Raw genomic sequence first — 14,556 nt, forward strand, 5'->3', positions numbered from 1 at the left:
GCTCTGAAGTGACCCCAAAAAGTTAGACAATATTCTGAAGTAAAAATTGTTCAAGCAGCCGAAAGGACTTGCTGTCTGTGAATTGCAGGCGGCAAGCCCTTTCGCTTTGCCTTGATCCTGCGGTTATTGTAGTAATCCAGATATTCAACGAGTTCCTGTTTGAAGTGCTCCATGGATTGAAATTTCTGCAAATACAGCAGCTCACTTTTGAGCAGCCCGAAGAAATTTTCTATCACAGCATTGTCCAGACAGTTTCCCTTGCGGCTCATGCTCTGGCGAACACCTTTCTCCCGGAGCATCTGTTGGTATTGTTTGTGTTGGTACTGCCAGCCCTGGTCAGAATGGAGAATCAGGTTTGTTCCGGCCGGGATCTTTGCAAACGCCTCGTCCAGCATGGTGGTTACCATGCTGAGTACAGGACGATCCGATATGGTGTAACTGACCAGATCGCTGCTGCACAGATCAAGGACGGGAGAGAGATAGAGCTTCTCTCCAAACAAACTGAACTCTGTCACATCGGTGACCCACTTCTGGTTCGGCTTTTCGGCGCGGAAGTCCCGATTTAGCAGATTTGGTGCAATTTTGCCCACTTCTCCCTTATAAGAGCGATACTTCTTCATCCTGACACGGCAAACTAAGCCCAACTCTTTCATAAGCCGCTGGACAGTCTTGTGGTTCACAGAGAATTTACGCTTGCGAAGTTCTGCCGTGATCCGGCGATAGCCGTACCGGCCCCTGTTTTCGTGGTAAATCGTTGTGATTTCTTCCTTAACAGATGCATATTTGTCTTCTTTCTGCATCTGCTTCAAATGATAGTAGAAAGATGCACGGGGCAGTTGAGCGATTGAGAGCAGTATACTGAGTGCGTGTTTTTGCCTTAGCTTTTGAACTACCAGCGTTTTTTGTGCTGGCGTCGCTCGTCTTCCAAAACCAAGGCTTGCAAATTTTTTAGGTAGTCATTCTCCGCACGCAGTCGCTGCACTTCGGCCAGCAGATCTTCTTCCACCTCTTTTGGCAGCTTCTTTGACCGACCAGTGCTGCTGCGGCCCCGTCGCTCAATTGCCAAGCCTTCCGGACCTTCTTCCAGATAGATTCGTTCCCAGTCTTGTACTCGTTTGTGCCGAATTTCGAATCTCTCTGCCGTTTCACTATACCCAAGTTTTCCTTTCAGCATTGTTTCTACCACCAGCTTCTTGAATTCTGGTGTGTATTTTTTGTTTGGCACTCTTTTTGACATAACAAAACACCCCACTTGTTAGGTAGTATATCATACTGTCTAACAAATGGGGTGCAGTTCACTCCAGCCAGGCGGGACTTTTTCGTCAAAGACAGACTGTCTTTTTTGAAACAAATGTGCTATACTGTATCGTGCAATGTTATGCGCAAAAATAAAGTACAGGTGATCACAGTTGGCCAATACCCAGAATCGAAAAACTTCATCATCCTCCTCCAGTGGAGGAAAAAAGCGGAGCACTTCTTCTTCCTCAACCAATCGAAGCGGAAGCAAAAAGAAAAAGCCCACCCGGCAGCAGGTGGCGGCCCGGCGGGAGATCTATGCTGGTGTCTGCGCCGCCGTGGCGGTGCTCTGTTTTCTCAGCTTGCTGCGGGTCACCGGCTTTTTGCTTTTGTGGCTGGAAAAGGGCGTCGGCGGGCTGATCGGCACCGGTTTTGTGCTTCTGCCCTTCTGCCTGCTCTTTGCCGCAGGGCTTTTTATCGTCAAGCGCCGGGGAAAGGTGCGTTTACGGGTGTTCTGCGCCCTGCTGCTTCCGGTGTTGTGGGGCAGCGCCGCTCATATTTTCCTCTGTGCCAGGGAATTTCCCCTGACCATGGACGGGCTCATCGATTTGTGCCTCACCGGTGCTTCCCGCACATCTGGGGGTCTTTTATCCGGTGGACTGGCCATGTTTTTGTCGGCGGCCCTTTCCGATGCAGGAGCTATCGTGGTGATCTTCCTGGCGGGAGTGGTCTGCCTGCTGATCTCCACCAACACCAGCCTTTCCATGCTCTTTGAGCGGGTGCGGGATCTGCCTCCGGAAGAGGAGGACGAAGAGGAAGAACGGCCCCGCAGCCGGAAAAAGGCACAGGCGGCACCTCCGTCTCCGCCCGCCCCGGCTCCCATGCCCCAGCAACAGGCTGCTCCGGCCCGCTCTTCGGTGCTGGGAGGGCTGTTCGGTGGAAAACGGAAGAACATCGACATCCCTGTGGGCAAACCCCAGGAGCCGGATTATCCCAAAGGGGAGCCCATTTCCATCTCCCCGCCCAATGTACAGACACCGGACCAAGTGATTGGAGCCGCTCAGCCGAAGCACCGGCCGGAGGCCACTGTGGCCCAGCCGGTGAAAAGCGGGGAAGTGCCGTCTCCGGTGATCCCGGAGATGCCTCAGGGCGAGCCAGTGGTGCCTCCGGCCATCCAGAGGGCCCGGGAGTTTGCGGCCAAAAAGGCGGCTCAGATGTACAAGTCCGCAGCCCAGGAAGAAGAGCGGAAACAGGAAGTGGCTCAGGTCCAGGGCCCCATCCCATTTCCTCCGACGCCTCAGGCAGAACAGGCAGCGAGCCTGCCCTGGGAAGAAGAGGAACCGGCGGAGTCTGTGGATAAGGCAGAAGAGCAGTCCTGCGAGGTTCCTGCCGCTCCGGTTTTTCACGAGCCGGAAGTGGAAAGCCCCAAAATGCCGGAAGAGTCTTTTCCCTCAGATACAGAACAAGCGCCTCAACCCTCTTTTGGCGGGGATGAGACTTTGGCAGCCGCCGCAGCCATGGCGGCTACCCAATCGCCCCGGGAATCCTTGGGCCGGGAAGGTCCGGAATGGGATGAAAAAGACCCGGAACAGGCCGGTAAGCGTCAGCAGGTGCTGGAAGAGACCTTGGAAGAATACACCCCCAAGGATATCTATCTCTATCCCCCTGTGAGCCTGCTCAACAAAGGCAGCACCGTGGAGATGGATCACACCCAGGAGCTGGCGGAAAATTCCGCCCGGCTGGTGGATACCCTCAAGAGCTTCGGCGTGGAGGCCACTCTGGTGGATATCACCCGAGGCCCCTCCGTCACCCGTTACGAGCTTCAGCTGAAACGAGGGACCAAATTCTCCCGTGTGACCAATCTATCGGATGATATTGCCCTGTCTTTGGGGGCGGCCAGCGTGCGTATTGCCATGATTCCCGATAAATTGGCGGTGGGCATCGAGGTGCCCAACAAAAATGTGGAGCTGGTGCCCATCCGGGATATCATCGATTCTCCGGAGTTTACCGGCAGCAAATCCAAGATCAGCTTTTCGGTGGGCAAGGATATCACCGGCCACAATGTGGTGGGTGATATCAAGAAGATGCCCCATATGCTCATCGCCGGTACCACCGGTTCCGGTAAATCGGTGTGCATCAATTCCATGCTCATCAGTCTGATCTACAAGGCCACTCCCCAGGAAGTGCGCCTGATCATGGTGGACCCCAAAATGATCGAATTGGGGGTTTATAACGGCATTCCCCATCTGCTCATCCCGGTGGTCACCGATCCCCGAAAGGCGGCGGGAGCCCTCAACTGGGCGGTTTCCGAGATGATGCGCCGCTATAAGCTGTTTTCCGAATACAATGTGCGGGACCTGGAGGCCTACAACGAGGCAGTCCAGGAAAAAGATGGGGAAAAGCTGCCCCAGATCGTTATCGTCATCGACGAGCTGGCCGACCTGATGTTTGTGGCGGCCAGCGAAGTGGAAAATGCCATCGTCCGTATTGCCCAGATGGCCCGGGCCGCTGGAATGCATCTGGTCATCGCCACCCAGCGTCCCTCGGCCGATGTCATCACCGGCATCATGAAAGCCAACATCCCCTCCCGTATCAGTTTTGCCGTGGCGTCCCAGATCGAATCCCGGATTATTCTGGATACCACCGGCGCAGAAAAACTGCTGGGGCGGGGCGATATGCTGTACAATCCCCTGGGTGCGCCCAAGCCTTTGCGTGTGCAGGGTTGCTTTATCACCACCGGCGAGATCGAAGCGGTGGTGGAATTTGTGAAAAAGACCGGTACGCCGGATTATTCCCAGGAGGTCATGGATCACATCGAGCGCCAGGCCGAAGGGGCCGACAACGGCAGTGCGGCCGCTGGAGGTAGTGGGGAGGAAGAAGAGGACGAAATGCTCCCCAAGGCCATCGAGGTGGTGGTGGAGACCGGACAGGCTTCGGTGTCCATGCTTCAGCGCCGGTTGAAGCTGGGCTATTCCCGGGCGGCCCGGCTGGTGGATCAGATGGAAGAGCGGGGCATCGTAGGACCCTTCGAAGGCTCCAAGCCCCGGCAAGTGCTGATTACCCGGGATGAATGGCGGGAAATGGTGCTGCGGCAAAGCGACTGATTTTCCCGTAAATCATGTGATACCATAGGAAGAACCAGGATGGGTTCTTACATACCGTGCCCCAAGAAGGAGGAGCTATGACAGAAAAGGAAGTGGCGGAGCTGCGCCGCCGGTTTCGCCAGGATAAAAACAGCATCACCCATATCAGAGGCTGCTATGTCAACGATCGGGGGGAGATTCTCACCCAGTTCGATCAGCCCCTGTCCACTCTGGGCCAGGAAGAAGAGGAAAAAATGCTGGCTCTTCTCAAGGGGGCCTTGTCCGGCTCGCAGGGGAAGAACCTTCTGGATGTGGCCTTTTCCAATGAGCAGGTGATGGAGGGAGAAGAGCACAAGCTGCTGATGGAGCTGCGGGAAAGCCAGCTGCGGGATGAAAATGTGGCAGAGCGGTTTTTCCAGAAGGTGATCGAAGGCGTGACACTGGAGGAGAACTATCTGATCCTGTTGGCCTATGACACCTACGATGTGCCCGGTCACGGCAAGGACGGAGAGGAGATGGAGGACAGCTCCACCGATGTGTACCGGTATATCCTCTGCGCCATCTGTCCCGTCAAGCTGACCAAACCCGGTCTTTCCTATTCTCCCCATGAGAATCTGTTTCACAACTGCAAGCTGGATTGGGTAATTGCCCGTCCGGCCTTGGGCTTTTTGTTCCCCGCTTTTGATGAGCGGACGGCCAATATCTATAATGCCCTCTACTACACCAAAAGCCCGGAAGACAACTGCCAGAGCCTGGCCGATGTGCTTTTTGCCACAGAGCTGCCTATGCCGGCGGTGCAGCAGAAGGAAACCTTCCAGGGACTTTTGGAGGAGAGTTTTCAGCAGCAGTGCAGCATGGAGCGGGTGCTGGAAGTGGATCAGAAATTGCGGGAGACCATCGCCCAGCATAAGGAGGAAAAGCAGGAGGAGCCCCTCACTTTTTCCCAGAAGGAAGTGGGAATGCTGCTGCGAGGCTGCGGTTTGGAGGAAGAGGAAGACAATCATTTTGAAGAGAGCTATACCCAGTCTTTCGGTCAGGAAACCCTGCTGTCTCCCAAAAATGTGGTGGAGAACAAGATCCAGGTAAAGACCCCGGCGGTGACGGTGCAGGTGGACCCGCAGCGGGCCGAGCTGATCCAGACCCGGGTGATCGATGGGGTGAAGTACATCCTGATCCGGGCCGATGAAGAAGTGACGGTGAACGGAGTACATATTCACATTTCCTGAAGCTCTTTCCCATTGGCCTGCATCGTGCTATAATAAGAGCAGCTCAAATATCCATCTTTGCGGCCGTTTTCAAAACGGAACAATCTGTTTTTCAGGAGGGACTGTTATGGGATTTAAAAAGCTGGAAGCCTGGGATATGCCGGGCAACCCCTTTGAGATGATCGAGCACCAGGCGGCGCTGTTTACCGCCGGAACCAAAGAGCATTTCAACACCATGACCATTGGCTGGGGACTGATGGGAGATCTGTGGAATGTGCCCGCTTTTACCGCCTATGTGCGTCCCAGCCGCTATACCTGGCAGTTTGCTGAGGAAAACGATTGCTTTACCGTTTCCTTCTTTGGAACACCCCGTCCGCAGGCCCTGGCCGTGCTGGGAACAAAATCCGGCCGGGATATGGATAAGATCCATCAAAGCGGCCTGACCCCGGTGGAGCTGGAGGGCCAGGTGGCCTTTGAAGAAGCCCAGGTGGTGCTCATCTGCAAGAAGATCTATGTGGATGATCTGAAGTCGGAGAAGATTCCCCAGCAGTGGAAGAACAAGTTCTATGGCGATGGGGATTATCACCGGATCTACACCGGCCAGGTGTTGTCGGTTTATGTGAAAGAATAAAACTGCGCAAAAGGGCGGCCTTGAAAGCCGTCCTTTTATGCACAAGGAAAGGAACGGGACCATGGCGGAGCGATATGAATTTTTGCCCATCTCCAAGGAGGATATGGTGGAGCGGGGCTGGTATTATTATGATTTCCTGCTGATCACCGGGGATGCCTATGTGGATCATCCCTCCTTCGGCACGGCGGTGATTTCCCGCCTGCTGGAAAAGGAAGGATTCCGGGTGGCCATCCTGTCCCAGCCGGACTATCATTCGGTGGAAGAGCTGCTGGCCATGGGCCGGCCCCGTTATGCGGCCCTGGTCAATGCGGGCAACATCGATTCCATGGTGGCCCATTACACCGTGGCCAAGCGGCGGCGGGAAAAGGATGCCTATACCCCCGGCGGAATGGGGGGAAAACGCCCTGACCGGGCAGTGATCGTCTATTCCAATCTGGTGAAGCGGGCCTGGCCCGATCTGCCCATCGTTATCGGCGGCATTGAGGCGTCTTTGCGCCGGTTTGCCCATTATGACTATTGGGAGGACAAAGTGCGCCGTCCCATTCTGGTGGACAGCGCCGCCGATCTGTTGATTTATGGCATGGGAGAGCATCAGATGGCAGAAATCGCCCACCGCCTGGCCAAGGGGGAGGATATCCACCAGATCCGGGATGTGCGGGGCACTTGTTATATGACCAAGGACACAGAGGATTGTGTTTTCTCCTTTGTGCAGGAGCCTTCCTTTGAGGAAGTCAGCCGGGACAGGCACGCCTATGCCAAAGCGGCCCTCATCGAGCACGATGAGCAGGACTTTGTCCGGGGCCGGGCCATCATCCAGGGGTATGAGGGCCGGTTTCTGGTGCAGAATCCGCCGACTATTCCTCTGAATACCCAGGAGCTGGATCAGGTGGCCGATCTGCCCTATACCCGCACCTATCACCCGTCTTATGAAGAGTTGGGAGGCGTGGACGCCATCCGGGAGGTGGAATTTTCTATCATCCATAACAGGGGCTGTTTCGGCGCCTGCAATTTCTGCGCTCTCACTATGCACCAAGGCCGGTTCGTCACCAGCCGCAGCCACCAGTCGGTGGTGAAAGAAGCCCAGCGTATGACGGAAAATCCCCGGTTCAAAGGGTATATCCACGATGTGGGTGGCCCCACCGCCAATTTCCGTGGCCCCGCCTGCCCGAAGCAGGCCAAGGTGGGGGCCTGCAAGGACAGACAGTGCCTCTTCCCCTCGCCCTGTCCTGCCCTCAAGGGAGATCACAGCGATTATCTGGCCCTTTTGCGCAAGCTACGGGCCATCCCCGGGGTGAAAAAGGTGTTCATCCGCTCGGGCATCCGGTATGACTATATGGCCTGTGACCCTTCCGGTGAGTTTTTCGCCGACCTGGTACGCCACCATGTGAGCGGCCAGCTGAAGGTGGCTCCGGAGCACATCAGCCCCAATGTGCTTTATTACATGGGCAAGCCCCCCAAGGAGATCTATGAGCGTTTCTGCGACAAATACAAGCGGCTCAACCAGAAATACAATTTGGAACAATACCTGGTGCCTTATCTCATGTCCTCCCACCCGGGTAGCCGTTTGGAAGATGCCATCTATCTGGCGGAGTATCTGAACCAGACGGGCTACCGCCCGGAACAGGTGCAGGATTTTTACCCCACGCCGGGCACACTTTCCACCGCCATGTATTATACCGGTCTGGACCCCCGCACCATGGAGCCGGTGTATGTGGCCAAAGATCCCCATGAAAAGGCCATGCAGCGGGCGCTGCTCCAGTGGAAGAACCCGAAAAATCGGGCATTGGTGCTGGAAGCGCTGCGAAAGGCCGGGAGAGAGGATCTCATCGGCCATGGCAAGCACTGTCTGGTGTGGGACGATACCCATTCCCGCCGGAAAGAGGGGAAGGGGAAGAAGGAGGCGCCGCCTCCGGTGCGGGAGCACAAAAAGGTGCGTGGCGTAAAAGCTCCCCGCCCCCAGCACACAAAAGGCAAAAAGCAGTCCTCCCGTTCGGGGAAAAAGAGCCGATAAAGAAAAAATCCCTGCTTTTTTTGAAGCAAGGCTTTCAGACTGTCGAAAAACCTATATAACGAAAAGGGTCGTCCGCCCTACCCCTATAAATCCGCAAAAAGCCGCGACCTGTGCGTGGCTTTTTGCACTTCTCAAGGGGCAAGTGTGCGCCAAAGGCGTGCATACAGCCCCTTGCAAAAACTCGAAAAAGTGGCTTAAGCCACTTTTTCGACACGCTCAAATCCCTGCTTCTTTTGAAGCAGGGATTTTTTATGTCATCAGACTTTCCAAGGTGATGGACCGGGCCTTCAATAGTTCTGCATCCTTGGGTTCATGGGAGATCACCAGAAGCGCTCGCCCTTCCTGATGCTCCAGAATGCACTGGGCCGCTTTCTTCCGGCTCTCTTCGTCCAAGCCCTGAAAGGGCTCATCCATCAGAAGGGCATCACAGGGAAAGGCCAAGGCTCGCCCCAAGGCCCCGCGCCGCCGCTGTCCGCCGCTGAGGGCGGCAGGGTGGTGGGAAAAGTACTCCGCAAGGCCCAGCTCTTCTCCGATCTGCCGGGCCAAAGCCGGGGTACGGCTCACGAGACACAGGTTTTCCTCCAGGGTCAATGTGGGCAGCAGCCGGTCTTCCTGAAAGACTACGCCCAGGCGGGAAGGGCGCTGGATCGTTCCCGTTTGAGGCTCCAGCAAACCGCAGAGCAGCCGAAGAAAAGTGGTTTTCCCTTGGCCGGAAGGACCTAAAAGCAGCAGCCGTTCTCCCTTTTCCAAAGAAAAGGACAGATTTTGCAGTACCGGCTGATTTCCATAGGAAAAAGAAATGTTCCGGGCGCTCAGCATGACATATCCTCCTTTTTGGGGGGAGTATACCGGTGGGAAAGACACTTTACCAAGGCCACCGCGCCCTTTTCCAGAGCCAGAGACAAAAGGATGATGGCCGCCGTCCAGGCAAACAGATCAGTGGTCTCCAAGGTGACTTTGGCGGTGTGGAGCTGAGTGCCCATGGCTCCTGTGGGGATGGCCAGCACCTCACCGGCGATTCCCGCCTTCCAGGCAAAGCCCAGGCCGGTGCGCACCGCTGCCAGGGCATAAGGCACGAGAGCGGGGAGATAGATGTAGCGAAAGACCTGAAAAGGGGTAAAGGCATAAACCTTCCCCATTTCCAAAAGCAGCGGATCGGCGCTTTTCAGCCCTGCCAACAGGTTTTCATAGCACAAAGGTAGCACCATCAGAAAGGCGATAAAGGCCGACAGCCAGGGGGAGGGCAGCCACAAAAGGGCCAGCACAATAAAGGAGGCTACCGGTGTGGATTTGATGATGGCCAATGGGGGCGCCAGAAGAGAGGCCAGCGGCGGCAGGAAGAATCCCGCCGCCGCCAGCAGGGCCGCACTGAAAAAGCCCAGCAGGAATCCGGCCGCAATCCGACGCAGGCTGAAGGCGATGCTCTGCCAGAAAGGGAGAGTCACCGCCAGTTCTCCCAGCCGCCGCCCCACCTGGAGAGGAGAGGGCAGCAGCAAGGGCTGATTCAGCCGCCAGGCCCCGATCTGCCACAGCAGCAGCCAGAACAGAGCGATCAGCCCCCACCGCAGCAGACACGGTTTAGCTTTCCAGGTAATAGAAGTCATCGCCGGGGAGAGCACCGCCCACCGAGGTGGGATCGGCATTCATCAGAATTTCCAGGAAGCCCTGGGTCATGGTCTTCATCTCATCGCCGGTGATGCAGACGATGTTGCACTGGGGCAGGGCCTTCTGGGCCACGGCCTTTGTGATGATGCCCTGTTCTTCAATGAGGGTGGACACTTCGTCCAGATTGTTTTCATCGGTGACATAGTCTACGCTTTCCTGGTATTCTTTCAGGAAAGTGGCCAGGGCCTGGGGATGCTCCTGAGCAAAGGATTTCTGCACCAGCAGACAGCCCATGGTCAGAACGCTTTCACCCTGGGCGGCATCTTCCCACAGCTGGGTCAGGTCCAGAGCTACTCGGGCGTTTTCATTCTGGGTGAGAACACTGGTGACGAAGGGCTGGGGCAAAAGGGCAAGGTCGGCCTGTCCGGCGGCCAGCAAAGCAGCCAGCTCGCTGTGCTCGGTTTTGTATTCCACCTGCACATCCTCACCAGGGGTAAGGCCGTTCTGGGTCAGTACATAGTTGAGGGCATATTCTGGAGTGGAGCCTTTGCCAGTGGCGTAAATGGTGCGGCCGCGCAGATCCTCCACCGATTGGATGGAGTCGCCGGTTTCCACGATATACAAAACGCCCAGGGTATTGAGGGCGGCCAGCTGCACTTTGCCCTGGGTCTTGTTGTACAGGGTGGAAGCCAGGTTGGTGGGTACAGCGGCAATGTCAAACTCGCCCTGAACGATGGGGCCGGTGAGCTCTTCCGGAGCGCCAGCCAGAGTGAAATCATAGTTCCCCTGGGCATCGCCCTTGGCGCTGTCGTCCATCATCTTCACCATGCCCATGGCCGTGGGACCTTTCAGCCCGGCCACCCGTATGGTCACATCGTCGGTATTTTCTTCAGGGGTCTTTTCTTCCTCCTTCTGCTGCTCCTGCTGAGCAGAGTCCTTGTTGGCATCATCTTGGGAAGAGGAAGATTTCTGGCATCCGGCCAGAGTGAAAAGCAGCAGCAAAGCGAGGAAAAGGGATAAAAATCTCCGTTTCATGGAATGAACTCCTTTTTGTGATATGGTGTGGGCGGTCAGTTTGCATGGGCCAGTGTTTCCAGCTCCTCCATGGACAAAAGATGGATGCAGTTTCCCTGCCGCCGGATGATCCCTTCTCCCTCCAGGGATTCCAGAGCCCGGTAGAGAGAAGCCCGGCCCAGATTGAGCTCCCGGGAAAGCTGGGTGTAGCTTTCCACCTGGGGCTGAGGGCCGTGGGCCAAAAGCCACAAAGCCAGCCGGGCCTGAGCGGTGGGGGCGGTGAAACTGCCGATCTTGTCATTGAGGAATTGGATGCGCTGAGAGAGAAAAGAAATATAATTCCGAGCGGTGAGGGGACAGCGGACAAACATTTTTTCCAGCGTTTCCCCGGAATAAAACAGGATGCCGCTTTCCTCCTGGGCGGTGACGGTGCTCACATACCGTTGGGTGGGATGAAACAGCGCAGCCACCCCAAAACAGCTTCCCGGATACAGCGTGTTCAGCAGCACACCGCCCGGACTGTGCACCTGCACTTTTCCATACAGGATCACCCCAATGGCCTGGCGGAAATCGTGGGCAGAATAGATGGTTTCACCAGGGGAAAACAGCCGTTTCTCGCCTTGATCCATCAGTTCCCGCCCCAGTTCTTCCTCCAGACCCTGGAAAAGAAAACACCGGCTGAGAATTTCTTGTTCTTTTGCAGTCAGCTCCATGGCAAACCTCCTGATACTGTCTCATATGAGACAGATAGAGTATACCCCACCGGACAATGGGTGTCAATAGAAAAATGACAAAAAATTAACAAAATTCCCCCGAGCTCCGAAAGAACCGGGGGAAGATGTTCAGTTGTGGAAATCGGCCAGCAGCCGGGTCAGGAGAAAATCCGAAGCCTCGGTGGCCCGGGAACGGGCCGTGGGCAGCAGTCCCAGAGGGCGGGAAGGGGGCGGAGCCGATGCAGCCGATGCCAAGCGGAAGAAATCGGTGAGAGAATAGATGGCAAACCGATGGATCTGAGCCCGCTGGGCCCGGTTTTCCAGCATGGCAATGAGCAGGCCGGTGTAATCGGCGCTGTCGGGTACCTCCAGCTCGTGGGCGATTTGAGGCAGAATCCTTTCGAACAGGGCCCGGAGAGAAGGATTTTCCCCTTCTTCTCCCAGCAGGCGCAGAGCTTCCCCAATGTCCTGAGAGGAGAGGGCACAGAAGCGAGGGAAGGCCCAGTCCTCTGCCGGGCGGCGGACATAATACAGATGTCCCGCCAGATTTTCCAGCATCCGCCGGGCATCATAATAGCCCATACGCAGATTCCGGGCAGAGACCGAAGGATCAAAGTTCATGATGGGTCCCAGGGATTCGGAAGGCTCCAGCACCCGTACCCGTACATTTTTGTCCTTGGGCAGACGGAAGATCCCAGGGCCGAAGATTCGCACCGCTATGATATCAGTATGGCCCCGGGAGACCAATAAATGCATGGGGCAGTTGTCATAGAGCCCGCCGTCGATAAAAGAACGGCTGCCGATGCGGGTGGGCTGGAAGCCAGGGAAAGTGGCACTGGCCATGATGTAGGAGAGAAGAAGATGGGGCGGCACCTGATCCTTGAACACTTCCACCGGTTTCAGATCCCGGATGGACACGGTGACCAGACCGAAATCCACCGGGCTTTCCAGCAGCCGCTGGGGGTCTACCAGCTGGGAGAGCAGTTTTTGCATCCGGCCGGTGTCCACGCCGCCACCTTCCCGCATCTGGCGAAGGGCATCTTTGTAATAGGACAGGTCGGAAGGGGCCACCTTCCCGGTAAAGAGTTTTTGGTAACGGGCATTGTCAATGTCGAAGAGATCTTCATTGGACAGAGTAAGCCATTTTTCCCGGGCTTTTTCCCAGTCTCCCTGGGCCAGCAAGGCGGCGTTGACCGCCCCGATGGATGTGCCGGTGATGGCGTCAAAGGTCATCCCGGCTTCCATAAAAGCCTGGTAGGCGCCGATGTGATAAGCACCCCGGCTGCCGCCGCCCTCCAAGGCAAGACCGACCATAGCACGGCCTCCTTTCGCTGTTTTAACTATTTTTAATCCTATCATCTGGGGGAGTTTGTGTAAATACCCTTTTGAACCCTCTGGAAGTTGTGCTATAATATGGAGAAAGCATTGCTGCATCTATTGTATGGGAAAAACACCCTAGTATGAAAAATGCCCGGATCAAAGGAGGAAACGAAGATCATGTACACTTGTGCCAGTTGTCAGATACACGCCTGTGTATCCGGCGATAAGGAGAAGATGCCCAAAAACTGCCCCATGCACAATGAGGAGCTGATGGAGCGGGCCAAGGCGGAGTACGCCAAGCCGGAATACCGTGATTTCTACAAAAATTCCTGCCTGGTGGAATCGGAAGGCTATTGCCAGTGGCCGCGGGTGAAGGAGATTGCTGAATTTTGCAAGAAGAACGGTTTTACAAAGATCGGCGTGGCATTTTGCACCGGTCTGCGCCAGGAGGGCAAAGTGGCTTGCGAGATCTTCCGCAATCACGGCCTGGAAGTGGTATCGGTGATGTGCAAAACCGGTGCTATGCCCAAAGAGACCGTGGGAGTCACCGAAGAGGAAAAGGTGCGTCCCGGCACTTTTGAAGTGATGTGCAATCCGGTGGCCCAGGCCATGCTGCTCAACGAGCAGAAGACCCAGTTCAATGTGGTTATTGGTCTGTGCGTGGGTCATGATTCCATGTTCTATAAGTATTCTGAGGCCATGTGCACCACCTTGGTCACCAAGGATCGGGTGCTGGCCCACAATCCGGCTGGTGCCCTTTACTGTGCCGGTTCCTATTTCAAGACACGGGTATAAACCGTGTTCTATGGCGAAGGAGGCCGATGGATGAACGAAAACAGACCTTCCCACTGGCGGAAAATCTCTGCCATTGCAGGCGGCCTGGGTGCCGCCGCAGGCTTTGCGGCCTTCTGCCGGTGGCAGAACAGCAGCCTGAGTGTGACCACTTACCGCTGCGGCAGCCATAAGCTGCCTTCCTCCTTTGAGGATTTTGTTCTGCTGCAGGTGTCCGATCTGCACAACAAAAGTTTTGGCCGGCATCAGCATGGCTTGCTGGATCGGCTGGCCGCTGAGGAACCCAACGCCATCCTCATCACCGGAGACCTGGTGGACTGCCACCGGACCAACATCGCCCGGGCCATGGAATTTGTCCGGGGTGCGGTACGGCTGGCGCCGGTGTATTATACCCCTGGCAACCATGAGGGACGGCTGGCCGTCTATCCCCGCCTGCGGGAAGAACTGGTCAAAGCCGGTGTTCGGGTGCTGGAGGATCAAAAAGCCTGTCTGGCTTACCGGGGCGGCTTTATCGAGCTGATTGGATTGCGGGACCCCCGGTTTTTGCCGCCGGCGGAGCGGAAGAACAGCCAGGTGCTGGAGAAAAAACTGGCGCAGCTGACCGAGGGGGACGAAAAAGTCTTTCGTTTGCTGCTTTCCCACCGGCCGGAGCTGTTTCCCATTTATCAAAAGAGCGGCGTGGATATGGTGCTTTGCGGTCATGCCCACGGCGGGCAGTTCCGTCTGCTTCATCAGGGGGTCTTTGCTCCTGGGCAGGGTGTGCTGCCCAAGTATACCGGCGGCGTCCATGTGCAGGGAGCCACCGCCATGGTGGTCAGCCGGGGCCTGGGCAACAGTGAATTCCCGCTGCGCCTGAACAACCGGCCTGAGATCGTCAAATTGATTCTTTCCCATGAAGAATAAGAAAAGCCCTGGAGAATTTTTTCTCCAGGGCTTTTATGCTGTT

At 56.0% G+C, this 14,556-nt stretch carries 13 protein-coding genes; 6 read left to right on the plus strand and 7 right to left on the minus strand.

Going from position 1 to position 14,556, the window contains the following annotated elements; translation table 11 throughout:
- Nucleotides 1–50: 50 nt before the first annotated feature.
- Together KQI26_RS11545 and KQI26_RS15790 are read right to left on the minus strand one after the other, a co-directional pair.
- Entirely contained in the window at nt 51–896 is an 846-nt protein-coding gene (locus KQI26_RS11545) for an IS3 family transposase (RefSeq protein ID WP_371744144.1), read from the minus strand.
- Nucleotides 890–1,237: a transposase gene (locus tag KQI26_RS15790; RefSeq protein ID WP_371744143.1), complete on the minus strand. Its 348-nt coding sequence runs from the start codon at nt 1,235–1,237 to the stop codon at nt 890–892. Before KQI26_RS15790 ends, KQI26_RS11545 begins: the two co-directional genes overlap by 7 nt.
- Nucleotides 1,238–1,409: 172 nt before the next feature.
- On the opposite strand from KQI26_RS15790, the gene KQI26_RS11550 reads away from it, so the two are divergent.
- The 4 genes from KQI26_RS11550 (at nt 1,410) to KQI26_RS11565 (ending at nt 8,166) form a co-directional block, all read left to right on the plus strand.
- On the plus strand, nt 1,410–4,340 hold the full coding sequence (locus KQI26_RS11550) for a DNA translocase FtsK (RefSeq protein WP_253292820.1): 2,931 nt from the start codon (nt 1,410–1,412) through the stop codon (nt 4,338–4,340).
- A gap of 77 nt (nt 4,341–4,417) precedes the next feature.
- Nucleotides 4,418–5,545 (plus strand): DUF4317 domain-containing protein, encoded by a 1,128-nt coding sequence (locus KQI26_RS11555; RefSeq protein WP_216504537.1) that lies wholly within the window; start codon nt 4,418–4,420, stop codon nt 5,543–5,545.
- 106 nt (nt 5,546–5,651) lie between these two features.
- Nucleotides 5,652–6,155 (plus strand): flavin reductase family protein, encoded by a 504-nt coding sequence (locus KQI26_RS11560; RefSeq protein WP_216504538.1) that lies wholly within the window; start codon nt 5,652–5,654, stop codon nt 6,153–6,155.
- A 61-nt stretch (nt 6,156–6,216) separates the two neighbouring features.
- A complete protein-coding gene (locus KQI26_RS11565) occupies nt 6,217–8,166 on the plus strand; it encodes a YgiQ family radical SAM protein (RefSeq protein ID WP_216504539.1) in 1,950 nt (649 codons plus the stop codon).
- Nucleotides 8,167–8,415: 249 nt separating this feature from the next.
- Here KQI26_RS11565 and KQI26_RS11570 read toward each other — a convergent pair whose 3' ends face one another.
- The 5 genes from KQI26_RS11570 to KQI26_RS11590 form a co-directional block, all read right to left on the minus strand.
- A complete protein-coding gene (locus KQI26_RS11570; protein ID WP_216504540.1) occupies nt 8,416–8,985 on the minus strand; it encodes an ATP-binding cassette domain-containing protein in 570 nt (189 codons plus the stop codon).
- Entirely contained in the window at nt 8,979–9,809 is an 831-nt protein-coding gene (locus KQI26_RS11575; protein WP_216504541.1) for an ABC transporter permease, read from the minus strand. Before KQI26_RS11575 ends, KQI26_RS11570 begins: the two co-directional genes overlap by 7 nt.
- Nucleotides 9,745–10,806, minus strand: a complete 1,062-nt coding sequence (locus tag KQI26_RS11580; protein WP_216504542.1) for an ABC transporter substrate-binding protein — start codon at nt 10,804–10,806, stop codon at nt 9,745–9,747. Before KQI26_RS11580 ends, KQI26_RS11575 begins: the two co-directional genes overlap by 65 nt.
- A 35-nt stretch (nt 10,807–10,841) precedes the next feature.
- Entirely contained in the window at nt 10,842–11,498 is a 657-nt protein-coding gene (locus KQI26_RS11585; RefSeq protein WP_216504543.1) for a Crp/Fnr family transcriptional regulator, read from the minus strand.
- 129 nt (nt 11,499–11,627) lie between these two features.
- Nucleotides 11,628–12,812 carry a patatin-like phospholipase family protein gene (locus KQI26_RS11590; protein ID WP_216504544.1) on the minus strand — a complete coding sequence of 395 codons (1,185 nt, stop codon included), beginning with the start codon at nt 12,810–12,812 and terminating at the stop codon, nt 11,628–11,630.
- A gap of 183 nt (nt 12,813–12,995) precedes the next feature.
- Between KQI26_RS11590 and KQI26_RS11595 the strand changes: the two genes are divergently transcribed.
- Together KQI26_RS11595 and KQI26_RS11600 are read left to right on the plus strand one after the other, a co-directional pair.
- Nucleotides 12,996–13,613: a DUF1847 domain-containing protein gene (locus KQI26_RS11595; RefSeq protein WP_118746890.1), complete on the plus strand. Its 618-nt coding sequence runs from the start codon at nt 12,996–12,998 to the stop codon at nt 13,611–13,613.
- A 30-nt stretch (nt 13,614–13,643) separates the two neighbouring features.
- Nucleotides 13,644–14,513, plus strand: coding sequence for a metallophosphoesterase (locus KQI26_RS11600; RefSeq protein ID WP_216504545.1), 870 nt, complete (start codon nt 13,644–13,646; stop codon nt 14,511–14,513).
- Nucleotides 14,514–14,556: the final 43 nt, after the last annotated feature.

It is taken from the genome of Intestinimonas sp. MSJ-38 (assembly GCF_018917925.1).
In the GTDB taxonomy this organism is placed as follows: Bacteria; Bacillota; Clostridia; order Oscillospirales; family Butyricicoccaceae; genus Pseudobutyricicoccus.

Coding starts and splice junctions, on each gene's coding strand:
- KQI26_RS11570 (WP_216504540.1), bottom strand. CDS start 8,985: ATGCTGAGCGCCCGGAACATTTCTTTTTCCTATGGAAATCAGCCGGTA.
- KQI26_RS15790 (WP_371744143.1), bottom strand. CDS start 1,237: ATGTCAAAAAGAGTGCCAAACAAAAAATACACACCAGAATTCAAGAAG.
- KQI26_RS11555 (WP_216504537.1), top strand. CDS start 4,418: ATGACAGAAAAGGAAGTGGCGGAGCTGCGCCGCCGGTTTCGCCAGGAT.
- KQI26_RS11565 (WP_216504539.1), top strand. CDS start 6,217: ATGGCGGAGCGATATGAATTTTTGCCCATCTCCAAGGAGGATATGGTG.
- KQI26_RS11590 (WP_216504544.1), bottom strand. CDS start 12,812: ATGGTCGGTCTTGCCTTGGAGGGCGGCGGCAGCCGGGGTGCTTATCAC.
- KQI26_RS11595 (WP_118746890.1), top strand. CDS start 12,996: ATGTACACTTGTGCCAGTTGTCAGATACACGCCTGTGTATCCGGCGAT.
- KQI26_RS11575 (WP_216504541.1), bottom strand. CDS start 9,809: ATGCCGATCCCACCTCGGTGGGCGGTGCTCTCCCCGGCGATGACTTCT.
- KQI26_RS11600 (WP_216504545.1), top strand. CDS start 13,644: ATGAACGAAAACAGACCTTCCCACTGGCGGAAAATCTCTGCCATTGCA.
- KQI26_RS11585 (WP_216504543.1), bottom strand. CDS start 11,498: ATGGAGCTGACTGCAAAAGAACAAGAAATTCTCAGCCGGTGTTTTCTT.
- KQI26_RS11580 (WP_216504542.1), bottom strand. CDS start 10,806: ATGAAACGGAGATTTTTATCCCTTTTCCTCGCTTTGCTGCTGCTTTTC.
- KQI26_RS11560 (WP_216504538.1), top strand. CDS start 5,652: ATGGGATTTAAAAAGCTGGAAGCCTGGGATATGCCGGGCAACCCCTTT.